Source organism: Streptomyces echinatus, assembly GCF_014203595.1.
Taxonomy (GTDB): Bacteria; Actinomycetota; Actinomycetes; order Streptomycetales; family Streptomycetaceae; genus Streptomyces; species Streptomyces echinatus.
The window spans coordinates 384,174-396,344 of record NZ_JACHJK010000009.1 but is presented as its reverse complement, the minus strand read 5'-3'; the positions used below and the strand labels follow the sequence as shown (position 1 = coordinate 396,344).

Here is a 12,171-nt window from a genome sequence, read left to right as displayed (position 1 = left end):
GAAGGCGTCGGGGACGCGCGCCAACTCGAACAGCTCGTCGCCCGGGCCGTGGCGAACTGGGCGTTCCGCACCTACCGCCGCCAGCCCCTCATCATTCCCGTCATCATCGACGCCTGAGCCACACCCGGGCAGGCGCCCGGGGGCGGACGCCGATGTGCACGAGCTGAAACCCGGCGATGAGTCGGTCCTGATGTCCAGCCTCATCACAGGCCCACCGGGTCGGCCCGGGCGGCCCGGTGGCGAGCGCTGCGCCGGGCATCACGCAGCACCTCCAGCAGCTGACCTGCCGCCCGAGCAGCAACATGACGGCCACGGGCATCAGAAACGCGGACAGCCCGGTGTACCGGCCGAAGGAGGAGAGAAAATCCGTCAGACATGACGCTCATGTGACGCTCCGGCCGCCTCACAGCCCGCGCCCAAGGCAGGAAAACCCCATGTGACCTGCAGATTCGCCTCCCGTCCACACACCTTGTGACGTGTTTCCGATGACGCATCACGTGGAGTGCGTGGCGATTCCGGAGCCTACGGACAGGGGCGCCTGACCTCGGGTTCGTGAGCCAGGCGCTTGTAACGATCAGGCGGCGACGAGCTGCTGCTCACGGTCCGGCGTCTTGACCTCGGGCTTCCTGTTCGGCAGCGAGAGCCGGAAGACCTTGCGCCACGCGGAGAACACCTGTTTGGGCAGCGGTCCGGTGACGTACTCCAGCTCGTACTTCTCGAACAGCGCACGCACCTTCACCGCGACCTCGGCGTACCGGTTGCTCGGCAGGTCCGGGAACAGGTGGTGCTCGATCTGGTGCGAGAGGTTGCCGGTCATGAAGTGCATGGCCCTGCTGCCGCTGATGTTCGCCGAGCCCATCATCTGGCGCAGGTACCACTGGCCGCGCGTCTCGCCGTTGATCGACCGGCGCTCGAAGACCTGCACGCCCTCGGGGAAGTGCCCGCACATGATCACCGAGTGGGACCAGATGTTGCGGACCAGGTTCGCGGTGAACGTGGCGGCGAGCGTGGGGAGGAACGACGGGCCCGACAGCAGCGGGTGGATCACGTAGTCCTTGAGCACCTGCTTGCGGATCTTGCGGCCCACGGCCTTGGCCCGCGCGCGGAACTCCGGGTTCTTGCGGCGGCGCTTGTTCAGGTTCTTGCCGAGCTCCAGGTCGTACGCTGCGATGCCGTACTCGAAGAAGCAGGCGTTGATGAAGTTCCACAGCGGCTGGCCGAGGTGGGACGGATGCCACTTCTGGTCCTCGTCGACGCGCATGATGCCGTAGCCGAGGTCGTTGTCCTTGCCGATCACGTTGGTGTACGTGTGATGCAGCTCGTTGTGCGAGTGCTTCCACTGGTCGGCCGGCGAGACGTGATCCCATTCCCAGGTGGTGGAGTGGATCTTCGGGTCCCGCATCCAGTCCCACTGGCCGTGCAGGATGTTGTGGCCGATCTCCATGTTGTCCATGATCTTCGCCACGGACAGCCCGGCGGTGCCGAGCAGCCACGCGGGCGGGAACATCGAGAACAGCAGCACGCCCCTGCTGACCAGCTCGAGTTTGCGCTGCGCCGAGATGACCTTGCGGATGTAGGCGGCGTCCTTCTCGCCGCGGCCGGCGATCACCTCGTCACGGATCGCGTCCAGCTCGCGGCCGAGCTCCTCGATCTGCTCCGCGGTCAGGTGGGCGGTGGGGTCGATAGCGGTCAAGGTGCTCCTACCGTTCGATGTCACAGGGGCCCGCCGCGGCGGACACGCAGGTCTGGATGAGGACGCCCGGCTCGGCCTCGGTGATCTCGCCGGTGCGCAGGTCGCGGACGGCGCCCGCCTTGAGCGGCGTCACGCAGCCGAAGCAGATGCCCATGCGGCACCCGGACGGCATGAGTACGCCGGCCTCCTCGCCGATGTCCAGCAACGGCGTGGCGCCGTCCGCGTCGACGGTCTTGCCGGTGGCGCTGAACGTGACCTCGCCACCGTCGCCGGCGACGACGATGCCGGGGCGGAAGCGTTCGGTGTGCAGGCGCTCTTGGACGCCGTGTTCGCTCCAGTGTTCTTCGGCGGCGTCGAGCAGGCCCGCGGGTCCGCAGGCCCAGGTCTCGCGCTCGGCCCAGTCGGGCACGAGTTCGTCGAGACAGGCGACGTCGAGCATGCCGTCTGTGTCGGTGTGCACCTCGGTGAGCCGCAGCTTCTTGTCCGCGACCAGGTCGTGCAGTTCGTTGCGGAAGATCACGTCTTGCGGCCGTGGCGCGCAGTGGACCATGACGACGTCGTCGAACTCGGTGTCGCGCAGCATGCCCATCACGGGTGTGATGCCGCTGCCGGCCGTCAGGTAGAGCACCTTGGCGGGCTTGGCCTGCGGCAGCGCGAAGTCACCGGTCGCCTGGCCGAGCTGGATCAGCGTGCCCGGTTGCGCCCTGCGGACCAGGTGGCTGCTGACCTTGCCGTCCGGGATCGCCTTCACGGTGATCGTGACGCGGCCGTCCTGGCGGTTCGTCGGCGAGGTGATGGAGTAGGCACGCCACAGGCGAACCCCGTCGACGTCGACCCCGATCCGCACGTACTGACCGGCCGTGTGGCCGCGCCAGCCCCGTCCCGGCCTGATCACGATGGTCGCGGCGTCATCCGTCTCGGGGTGCACGGCCTCGATGCGCCCCCGCAGGTCAGCGCCCGCACGCAGTGGGCTGACCAGGTCGAGGTAGTCCGACGGCAGCAGCGGCGTCGTGACCATCTCCAGCAGTTTCCACGCCCTGCTGCGAAGGGCTGCACTCGTCATGACTCCAGCTTGCTGCGTCTCAGGGCGTAAAGTCCTGACCGTAGGATGTGAATCTGGTGGGTGGAATTGTTCGCAGGGAATAAAAACGTGAGTCGTGTAACCCAGAGGGCCAGCGAACTGGCCCTGGATGAGACGACGGTCACCGCAATTCGGGCCGCGCTGAAGACCACCGCCGACGAGGTCGTCCAGGCGATCATCGACGAGGTCTCTCCCTACGCAGGCGCCCTTTCGGGCAGCATGGGCGGCACCATCCGCCGAGCCGTTCGCACCGCCCTCGGGCACTACCTGGACCTCGCGAGCGGGAACGCCACGGGCGGCGACGGCGGTGACGCGGCCTACGAGCTGGGCCGCGGCGAGGTGCGCGACGGCCGTTCGATGGACGCCCTGCTCAGCGCCTACCGCGTCGGCGCCCGCGTGGCCTGGCGATGCCTGGCAGCGGGTGCCGTGTCCGCAGGTCTACCCGCCGCCGAGGTCGCCAAGTTCGCCGAGCTGACCTTCGCCTACATCGACGAGCTCTCCGCCGCGAGCGCCGCGGGCCACGCCGACGAACTGGCCGCCCGGGGCAGGGCCCACGAGCGCCACCTGGAACACCTGGCCCGCGACCTCCTCGCCGGCGCGAGCCCGGACGTGCTGCTGGCCTCTGCTCAACGGGCCGGATGGCAGCCTCCGGTGACGCTGACGGCGGTCCTGCTGCCCGCCGCCCAGGCCCGGCCTGCCTACCGCGCGCTCGACCCGAGCACCCTCGTCCTCGACGATCTGCCGGACGCCACCGGTGTGCTGCTCGTCCCCGATTCCGACCGGTCACATCTCTTGCGACAGCTGACCGACCGCACCGCCGTGGTCGGCCCGGCCCGGCCATGGACTCGTGCGTCCGCCTCGTACGCACGAGCCGTACGCGCGCGCTCCCTCTCCCCTGATATCCGCGACACCGAGGACCACCTGCCCGAGCTGGTGCTGAGCGCCGACGTGGACGCGTTCGCAGACCTGCGTGCCCGAGCCCTCGCACCGTTGCGCACCTTGCCTGTCGCGACCGCACGGCGGCTGGAGGAGACGTTGCGGGCGTGGCTGCTGCACCAGGGCAGGCGGGACGAGGTGGCGGCGGCGTTGTTCGTCCATCCCCAGACAGTCCGGTACCGGATGTCGCAGCTGCGGGAGCTGTTTCCGGATCTCGCATCGCCACACCGGGTCCTTGAACTGACGCTGGCGGTCGGTCTTCGGGCCAGTTGACGACTACTTCGACCGTCCACGAACTCCCGGAGGATCCCGGCATCGTGCTCGGTGTCTACCTGGACGTCCCTGCAGCCGGGACGGTTCGGGTGAGCGACGCGATCAAGGTGCAGCAGGTCGGCTGGCAGGGAGCGTTCCACTACGAGTCGCCCACCTGTCGATCCGTAAGGCCCGCGTCTCGCACGACCAGCCACACCCGGTCGCGACTGAGCGGGAGTCGGCCGAGGAGAACGCCGGTCGCGTCGAGCAGGGTGTTGGCGAAGGCTGGAGCGACCGGGTTGAAAGGGCGGACTGTCGGCCGTGACGCCCGTTTGATTGCCTGGGCACCCACATGCATGGCGATGGGCCAGGAAATGGGATCTGACCTCGGGTTTTCCGAAGATCGCTCAGGTCGACATCTTTCCGATGACCCACCAGGTCGGTGTGCCGCGATCGCCTCGGCGGCGGTGATCAGTGCCTGGATGAGTCGGAGAGCGCGTCCTTGGACGGGCTTGGTCAGGCCGAGCGGCTGGCGTTCGTTCTGCATGGCCCGGATAGCGGTGTGCGGCCGGGTGAGCCGCGAGGGCACGGGGACGGGGTCGAGGGCGGCAAGGCGCCAGGCGGGGATGTCGGCGAGCTTGATCTCGTATCCGCCATGGCACCAGCTTCCGTGCAGCTCCTTCGTCTCCGGAATCCTTCCGGATCTGCGTGCTGCGGCGACGCGGGACGGCCACTTCTCCAAGTCGGGTCTGCTGCCGCTCTTGACGATCCTGCCGCCGGCCTTCGCGGACCGGCGGCCCGGGTCTTCAGCGGGCGTGATCCGCGGGGAGGGTACGTGCCGTGTGCCAGGTAGTGCTGGCCGGCGCTCGTCAGGGCGACGCTCCACTGCCCGCCCTTCCGGGAGACCGTCACCAGGCCACGGTTGTGGAGTGCCTGGCAGGTGGTCTTGTAGGAGCTGCCGATCCGCAGCTGAGGGAGGAACTTGCCGGGCTGGGCAACGCAGAACTCTTCCGCACCTGCGCAGGGCTCGTCGACGACAGCCCGAACCACGAGGCCGACCAAGGGGCGGTGCTCCACGCCACCCACGTCACCCTGGGTTCCTGGCCCGGCGCATCAGGCAGCTCAGCGAAGAGATCCAGGCCCTGGAGGTCCGTCTGACCTGGCTGGTGGAGCGCCACGCTCCGCAGCTGCTCGAGGTGGTGGGCATCGGCCCGGACACGGCCGTCACTTTGCTGATCACGATCGGGGACAACCCGGAACGCCTGGGCAGTGAGCGTCGTTCGCGGCGCTGTGCGGGGTCAGTCCCGTCGAGCTTTCCTCGGGCAGTCGGCAGTACCGTCGCCTCAACCGCGGCGGCGACCGGCAAGCCAACGCGGCCCTGCACCGGATCGTGCAGACTCGCCTGCGCGTCCACCCGCGCACCCAGGACTACTACGAACATCGCAGCAAGGAGGGCAAGACCCGGCGCGAGACAGTCCGAAGCCTCAAGCGCTATGCGGCCCGGGAGGTCTTCCACCTGGTCAGGACGGTACCCACCGTCCCCCCGTTATAGGGGCAGTCGTGAGACATGAGAGGGTCTGGGGCGTGAGCGAGACACCACCGAACACCCTGCAATACCGCTTTGACGGGCCAGAAGACGCTCCGGTCCTGATCCTGGGTCCCTCACTGGGTACCACCTGGCACATGTGGGACCGTCAGGTGCCGGAGCTGACCAAGCAGTGGCGGGTCTTCCGGTTCGACCTGCCCGGCCACGGCGGCGCCCCCGCGCACCCGGCCGACTCCGTCACCGAGCTGACCGCCCGGCTGCTGGCCACGCTGGACGCGCTCGGCGTGCAGCGCTTCGGCTACGCCGGCTGCGCGCTGGGCGGCGCGGTCGGCATCGAGCTGGCCCTGCGCCACCCCGAGCGGCTCGCCTCGCTCGCGCTGGTCGCGGCCTCGCCCCGGTTCGGCACCGCCGACGAGTTCCGCCAGCGCGGGGTGGTCGTCCGCACCAACGGACTCGACCCGATCGCCCGTACCGCGCCCGACCGCTGGTTCACCGGCGGGTTCGCCGCCGCGCAGCCCGCGATCACCGAGTGGGCCGTACAGATGGTCCGCACCACCGACCCGGGCTGCTACATCGCCGCCTGCGAGGCCCTCGCCGCCTTCGACGTACGGGCCGAGCTGGGCCGGGTCGGCGTGCCCACTCTGGTGCTGGTCGGCTCCGACGACCAGGTCACCGGCCCCGCCGAGGCCCGCACCCTGGTGGCCGGCATCCCGGACGCCCGGCTCGCGGTCGTCCCCGGCGCCTCCCACCTGGTGCCGGTCGAGCAGCCCGCCGCCGTCACCGACCTGCTCGTCCACCACTTCTCCACCGCCTGGCAGCAGCCCTTCGACACCGGACAGACCGCCCTGCCGGCCACCCCCGCCGCGCCGGTGCCGGTACCGGTCGCGGTCGCCGTCCCGGCCGCGCCCCCGCAGCCCGCGCCGGTCGCCGAGATAGCCCCGGCCGCGGTGGCCGTGCGGCCCCCCGGCCAGGGCGGCCGGTACGAGACCGGGCTGAAGATCCGCCGCGAGGTGCTCGGCGACGCGCACGTCGACGGGGTCCTGGCCCGAACCGACGAGTTCTCCGGCGACTTCCAGGAGTTCGTCACCCGCTACGCCTGGGGCGAGATCTGGGACCGGCCGGGCCTGGACCGCCGCACCCGCAGCTGCATCACGCTCACCGCCCTGATCGCGGGCGGGCACCTGGAGGACCTGGCCGCGCACACTCGGGCCGCCCTGCGCAACGGGCTGACCCCGGACGAGATCAGGGAGGTGCTGCTCCAGGCGGCCGTCTACTGCGGCCTGCCGGCTGCGAACAGCGCGTTCCGGGTGGCCCAGCGGGTCATCCGGGAGGAGACCACACCCGCCGGGTAGCACCCCGCGGGGCCACCCCACCCGGCAGGATGGGGAGGCATGAAGCTCACCAAGAAGTCCCACGCCTGTGTCCGCCTCGACAAGGAGGGGCGGACGCTCGTCATCGACCCGGGCGGGTTCTCCGAGGAGGACGCGGCGGTCGGCGCGGACGCCGTCCTGGTCACGCACGAGCACCCGGACCACTTCGACGAGGGCCGGCTGCGGGCCGCCCTGGAGGCGAACCCGGCCGCGGAGATCTGGACGCTGAGGTCCGTCGCCGACCGGATCACGGCGGCCTTCCCCGGCCGCGTGCACACGGTCGGCCACGGTGACACCTTCACCGCCGCCGGCTTCGACGTACAGGTCCACGGCGAGCTGCACGCGGTCATCCACCCGGACATCCCGCGCATCACCAACGTCGGCTATCTGATCGACGGCGGGACGGTCTTCCACCCCGGCGACGCCCTCACCGTCCCGGACCATCCGGTGCAGACCCTGATGCTTCCGGTGATGGCCCCCTGGAACAAGATCTCCGAGGTCATCGACTACGTCCGCGAGGTCGGCCCGCGGCGCGCCTACGACGTCCACGACGCCCTGCTCACCGACCTGGCCCGCCCGATCTACGACCGCCAGATCGGCGCCCTGGGCGGCACCGACCACCAGCGGCTCGCCCCCGGGGCGTCCACGGAGGTCTGAGCGCGCGGAGCCGGCGTTGTCACACCCGGCGGGTAGGTTGTGAGCCATGCGCATCGCCACCTGGAACGTGAACTCGATCACCGCCCGCCTTCCGCGGCTGCTGGCCTGGCTGGAGAGCAGCGGCACCGATGTGCTCTGCCTCCAGGAGGCCAAGCTGGCCGAGGAGCAGTTCCCCTTCGACCAGCTGCGCGAGCGGGGGTACGAGGCCGCGGTCCACGCCACCGGCCGGTGGAACGGCGTGGCGGTGCTCTCCCGCGTCGGCATCGAGGACGTGGTCAAGGGCCTCCCCGGCGACCCCGGGTACGACGGGACGACCGAGCCGCGCGCCATCGCGGCGACCTGTGGCCCGGTCCGTGTCTGGTCGGTGTACGTGCCGAACGGCCGCGAGGTCGGCCACCCGCACTACGTGTACAAGCTCCAGTGGTTGGAGGCCCTGAAGGCGGCCGTGCGCGGCGACGCCCAGGGCAGCCGCCCGTTCGCCGTGCTGGGCGACTACAACGTGGCGCCGACGGACGACGACGTCTTCGACCCGGCCGCCTTCGAGGGCTCCACCCACGTCACCCCCGCCGAGCGCGCCGCCCTCGCCGACCTGCGCGAGGCGGGCCTGAGCGATGTCGTGCCGCGCCCGCTGAAGTACGACCACCCGTTCACGTACTGGGACTACCGCCAGCTCTGCTTCCCGAAGAACCGCGGCATGCGCATCGACCTGGTGTACGGCAACGAGCCGTTCGCCAAGGCCGTCGGGGACGCCTACGTCGACCGCGAGGAGCGCAAGGGCAAGGGTGCCTCCGACCACGCGCCGGTGGTGGTCGACCTGGACGTGTGATGCCAGGCTGGGTCCATGCACCTTCCGTTCCTGGGCCCACGGCACACGAAGAGGGGTGACGCGGCGCTTCCGGCCGACCCCGAGGCGGTCGCCGAACTGCTCTCCGAGTGCGAGCTGCTCCGCTCGCAAGCAGACCGGGCGGGTGTCCGCCTCGACGACACCCCGGCCTCCCTGGAGGCCCTGGACCAGATGGTGCCGCGCTGGCGGGACGATCCCGAGATCCTGCCCTGGCTGGGCCATGACGCCGGGCTGTACCTGGGCACGGTCGTGGTGCGCACCGTGCCCGGCGCCGCCTGGCAGATCCGGTCCGACGGCGAACCCGTCGTACGGCTCGCCTCCGGCCGGGCGGTCGAGGTGGTGCCGGCCGGGCAGGAGTGGGCCGCGACCGGCGCTCCTGAGCTGTCCCAGCTGTACGGCGAGATCGCCGAGGCCTGACCGGCCGGGGCCGCCCACTCACCCTGTTGACGTAAATACGGCTATTGCCCGGAAAGTGCGTGTCGTCCCTCAACTCCGCAGACGCCTGGATAGGTTGCGGCAACCACGACACGGCTGAAAGTGAGTAGGGCTGCGGATGGCCGTCGATCCGTTGATCGAACTGCGGAACGTCAACAAGTACTACGGGGAGTTGCATGTCCTGAGGGACATCGACCTCACCGTCGGCAAGGGGGAGGTGGTCGTCGTCATCGGCCCCTCGGGCTCGGGCAAGTCGACGTTGTGCAGGACGGTCAACCGGCTGGAGACCATCCAGTCCGGCACCATCACGCTCGACGGGCAGCCGCTGCCCGCGGAGGGCAGGGCACTCGCCCGGCTCCGCGCCGAGGTCGGCATGGTCTTCCAGTCCTTCAACCTCTTCGCCCACCGCACGGTCCTGCAGAACGTCTCCCTCGCTCAGGTCAAGGTCCGCGGGCGCGGCAGGGACGAGGCCGACCGCCGCTCGCGCGAACTCCTCGACCGCGTCGGCCTGCTGAACCAGGCCGGCAAGTATCCGGCCCAGCTCTCCGGCGGCCAGCAGCAGCGCGTCGCCATCGCCCGCGCGCTCGCCATGGAACCCAAGGCGATGCTCTTCGACGAGCCCACATCCGCCCTCGACCCCGAGATGATCAACGAGGTGCTGGAGGTCATGCGGCAGCTCGCCCGGGACGGCATGACCATGATCGTCGTCACCCATGAGATGGGCTTCGCCCGTGCCTCCGCCAACCGCGTCGTCTTCATGGCCGACGGCCGGATCGTCGAGGACCGCAGCCCGGACGCGTTCTTCACGAACCCGCGCAGCGAGCGCGCCAAGGACTTCCTCTCCAAGATCCTCAAGCACTGACCCGGGGAGTGCGACCCGTGTTCCGTACCACCCGTGTGCCCCGTGCCCTCTGCGCGCTGCTCACCCTGCTGGCCGCCGCCTGCGGCAAGCAGGGCAGCCCGCCGGGCAAGGGCCCGGCGCCCGAGAAGCTCCCGCACTACCAGGTGGCCCGGGACTTCCGCCTGCCCGGCTCCCGGACCTGGACCCGGGCCGAAAAACGCGGTTACTTCGTCGTGGGCGCCAAGGAGGACCAGCCCTACCTCGGCGAGAAGGACCCGGCCACCGGCACCTACTCCGGCTTCGACATCGAGATCGCCAGGATGATGTCCGCCTCCCTCGGCCTCCCGCCCCGGACGATCCGCTTCCGCACGATCGCCTCCGCCAATCGCGAAACCGCCCTGCAGAACGGTCAGATCGACTACTACGTCGGCACGTACACCATCAACGCGAACCGCAAGAAGCTCGTCGGCTTCGCCGGCCCCTACTACATGGCCGGCCAGTCACTCCTGGTGCGCAAGGACGAGAACGACATCCACGGCCCCCAGGACCTCGTCGGCAAGCGCGTCTGCTCGGCGGCCGGTTCGACGCCCTACCAGCGCATCAGGACCGACTACCCGAAGGCGGTCCTGGTCGCCTACGACACCTATTCGGTCTGCGTCGACAACCTCCTCACCTACCAGGTCGACGCCGTCACCACCGACGATGCCATCCTCATCGGCTACGCGGCCAAGGCCCCGGGCGAACTCAAGGTCGTCGGCAAGCCCTTCTCCGAGGAGCCCTACGGCATCGGCGTCCCGCGCGGCGACAACGCCCTGCGCCTCGCCCTCGACGACGCGCTCCAGGCCCGCGAGAAGAACGGCGACTGGAAGAAGGCCTACGACGCCACGCTCGGCCTCTCGGGTGTACCCGCCCCCCATCCGCCCGCCATCGACCGCTATCCGGCCAGCTGAGCGAGGACGGCATGAAGGTACTGACAGACAACTTCCCGACCTACGCCGAAGGGTTCCTCGGCACCCTCGAACTCACCGTGTATGCCTCCCTGCTGGCCCTCGCCCTGGGCTTCGTGATGGCGTCCTTCCGGGTCGCGCCCGTCGGCTCCCTCCGGGTCTTCGGCACCGTGTGGGTCACCGTGCTGCGCAACACCCCGCTGACCCTGCTGTTCTTCGCGGTGCTGCTCGGCCTGCCCCGGTTCGGACTCGTCCTGCCCTTCGAGGTGTTCGCGGTCCTCGCCCTCGGCTGCTACACCTCGGCGTTCATCTGCGAGGCGCTGTGCTCCGGCATCAACACCGTGCCCAGGGGGCAGGGCGAGGCGGCCCGCAGCCTCGGGATGACCTTCGGGCAGACGCTGTCGCTGGTCGTGCTGCCGCAGGCGTTCCGGTCCGTCATCCCGCCCGTCGGCTCCACCCTCATCGCCCTCGCCAAGAACTCCGCCATCGCGGGCGCGTTCAGCGTGACCGAACTGCTCGGCACGTACAAGACGCTCAGCGAACTCGGCTACAACATCGTCTGGACGTTCGTCTGGATCGCCGTCGGCTATCTGATCATCACGCTCGCCATCAGCGCCCTGTTCCACCTCCTGGAGCGCAGGTTCGGAGTCGCCCGATGACCGAGGCCACCGCGCTCTACGACCTCCCGGGCCCGCGCACCCGCCGACGGCACGCCCTCTACGGCGCCCTCTCGGCCGTCGTCATCCTGGCGCTCGTCGCCTGGGGCCTGTACCTCCTCTTCGACACCGGCCAGTTCACCTACACCAAGTGGATGCCCTTCGAGTACCAGGGCATCCAGGAACTGCTGCTGCGCGGCCTCGGCAACACGCTCAAGGCGTTCGCCATGGCGGCCGTCCTCTCCCTCGTCCTCGGCGGGGTACTGGCCGCCGGCCGGCTCTCGGACCACCGGCCGGTGCGCCTGCTCGCCGCGCTCGTCGTGGAGTTCTTCCGCGCCATGCCCGTCCTGGTGATGATCTTCTTCATCTTCGTGGCGCTGAAGGTGCAGCCGCTGCCCGCGCTGGTCGCCGGACTGACCCTCTACAACGGCTCGGTGCTCGCCGAGGTCTTCCGCTCGGGCGTGAACGCCGTCGAACGCGGCCAGCGGGAGGCCGCGTTCGCGCTCGGCATGCGCAAGACGCACGTCATGACGTACGTCCTCGCCCCACAGGCGATGCGCGCCATGCTGCCGGCCATCATCAGCCAGCTGGTGGTCGCCCTGAAGGACACCTCCCTCGGCTTTCTCATCACCTACGAGGAGTTCCTCCATGCCGGGAAACTCATCGCCTCCAACCTCGACTACGATTTGCCGTTCATCCCCGTGGTGATGGTGATCTCGCCGATCTACATCGGGATGTGCATGCTGCTCTCGTGGTTCGCCGGCTGGGTGTCCCGCCGTGAGCAGCGCAGCCCCAAGACCGAGGCCGTGGCTGTCGCCACGGCCGGCCCTGGGGCGCTGCTGCCGGGCGGGGAGCCTCCCATGGCCCCGAAACCGTAAGGGGGGCGGCAGTTCACACGGGCCAGGCTCGTCCG

13 protein-coding genes are annotated in these 12,171 nt (G+C 69.9%); 10 read left to right on the top strand and 3 right to left on the bottom strand.

What is annotated here, in order from left to right; genetic code table 11:
* Window positions 1-574: 574 nt before the first annotated feature.
* On the bottom strand, window positions 575-1,693 hold the full coding sequence (locus tag FHS34_RS26070; protein WP_184969608.1) for a fatty acid desaturase family protein: 1,119 nt from the start codon (window positions 1,691-1,693) through the stop codon (window positions 575-577).
* Window positions 1,694-1,700: 7 nt separating this feature from the next.
* Window positions 1,701-2,756, bottom strand: coding sequence for a ferredoxin reductase (locus FHS34_RS26065; protein ID WP_184969606.1), 1,056 nt, complete (start codon window positions 2,754-2,756; stop codon window positions 1,701-1,703).
* Window positions 2,757-2,843: 87 nt separating this feature from the next.
* Between FHS34_RS26065 and FHS34_RS26060 the strand changes: the two genes are divergently transcribed.
* Complete coding sequence (locus FHS34_RS26060) at window positions 2,844-3,983, top strand: PucR family transcriptional regulator (RefSeq protein ID WP_184969604.1); 1,140 nt, start codon at window positions 2,844-2,846, stop codon at window positions 3,981-3,983.
* A gap of 139 nt (window positions 3,984-4,122) precedes the next feature.
* Here the strand turns inward: FHS34_RS26060 and FHS34_RS26055 are convergent, their stop codons facing one another.
* A complete protein-coding gene (locus tag FHS34_RS26055; RefSeq protein ID WP_184969657.1) occupies window positions 4,123-4,704 on the bottom strand; it encodes a hypothetical protein in 582 nt (193 codons plus the stop codon).
* Window positions 4,705-5,250: 546 nt separating this feature from the next.
* Between FHS34_RS26055 and FHS34_RS42725 the strand changes: the two genes are divergently transcribed.
* The 9 genes from FHS34_RS42725 to FHS34_RS26010 all read left to right on the top strand — a co-directional run bounded on the left by FHS34_RS42725 (window position 5,251) and on the right by FHS34_RS26010 (window position 12,136).
* Window positions 5,251-5,514, top strand: a complete 264-nt coding sequence (locus tag FHS34_RS42725) for a transposase (RefSeq protein ID WP_225817736.1) — start codon at window positions 5,251-5,253, stop codon at window positions 5,512-5,514.
* Window positions 5,515-5,546: 32 nt separating this feature from the next.
* Entirely contained in the window at window positions 5,547-6,860 is a 1,314-nt protein-coding gene (gene pcaDC, locus FHS34_RS26045; protein WP_184969602.1) for a bifunctional 3-oxoadipate enol-lactonase/4-carboxymuconolactone decarboxylase PcaDC, read from the top strand.
* A gap of 39 nt (window positions 6,861-6,899) precedes the next feature.
* Complete coding sequence (locus FHS34_RS26040; protein ID WP_184969600.1) at window positions 6,900-7,535, top strand: MBL fold metallo-hydrolase; 636 nt, start codon at window positions 6,900-6,902, stop codon at window positions 7,533-7,535.
* A gap of 46 nt (window positions 7,536-7,581) precedes the next feature.
* Window positions 7,582-8,361: an exodeoxyribonuclease III gene (locus FHS34_RS26035; RefSeq protein ID WP_184969597.1), complete on the top strand. Its 780-nt coding sequence runs from the start codon at window positions 7,582-7,584 to the stop codon at window positions 8,359-8,361.
* 15 nt (window positions 8,362-8,376) lie between these two features.
* Entirely contained in the window at window positions 8,377-8,796 is a 420-nt protein-coding gene (locus FHS34_RS26030; protein ID WP_184969595.1) for a DUF6278 family protein, read from the top strand.
* Window positions 8,797-8,932: 136 nt separating this feature from the next.
* Window positions 8,933-9,676: an amino acid ABC transporter ATP-binding protein gene (locus tag FHS34_RS26025; protein ID WP_184969593.1), complete on the top strand. Its 744-nt coding sequence runs from the start codon at window positions 8,933-8,935 to the stop codon at window positions 9,674-9,676.
* Between the two features lie 17 nt (window positions 9,677-9,693).
* Window positions 9,694-10,605 (top strand): glutamate ABC transporter substrate-binding protein, encoded by a 912-nt coding sequence (locus tag FHS34_RS26020; RefSeq protein WP_184969591.1) that lies wholly within the window; start codon window positions 9,694-9,696, stop codon window positions 10,603-10,605.
* Between the two features lie 11 nt (window positions 10,606-10,616).
* Window positions 10,617-11,261, top strand: a complete 645-nt coding sequence (locus tag FHS34_RS26015) for an amino acid ABC transporter permease (RefSeq protein ID WP_184969589.1) — start codon at window positions 10,617-10,619, stop codon at window positions 11,259-11,261.
* Window positions 11,258-12,136, top strand: coding sequence for an amino acid ABC transporter permease (locus FHS34_RS26010; protein ID WP_184969586.1), 879 nt, complete (start codon window positions 11,258-11,260; stop codon window positions 12,134-12,136). Before FHS34_RS26015 ends, FHS34_RS26010 begins: the two co-directional genes overlap by 4 nt.
* The last annotated feature ends 35 nt before the right edge of the window (window positions 12,137-12,171 follow it).

Bases quoted from the DNA above. Each gene is read 5' to 3' on its own strand.
- FHS34_RS26030 (WP_184969595.1), top strand. From the start codon at position 8,377: ATGCACCTTCCGTTCCTGGGCCCACGGCACACGAAGAGGGGTGACGCG.
- FHS34_RS26065 (WP_184969606.1), bottom strand. From the start codon at position 2,756: ATGACGAGTGCAGCCCTTCGCAGCAGGGCGTGGAAACTGCTGGAGATG.
- FHS34_RS26015 (WP_184969589.1), top strand. From the start codon at position 10,617: ATGAAGGTACTGACAGACAACTTCCCGACCTACGCCGAAGGGTTCCTC.
- FHS34_RS26035 (WP_184969597.1), top strand. From the start codon at position 7,582: ATGCGCATCGCCACCTGGAACGTGAACTCGATCACCGCCCGCCTTCCG.
- FHS34_RS26025 (WP_184969593.1), top strand. From the start codon at position 8,933: ATGGCCGTCGATCCGTTGATCGAACTGCGGAACGTCAACAAGTACTAC.
- FHS34_RS26040 (WP_184969600.1), top strand. From the start codon at position 6,900: ATGAAGCTCACCAAGAAGTCCCACGCCTGTGTCCGCCTCGACAAGGAG.
- FHS34_RS26010 (WP_184969586.1), top strand. From the start codon at position 11,258: ATGACCGAGGCCACCGCGCTCTACGACCTCCCGGGCCCGCGCACCCGC.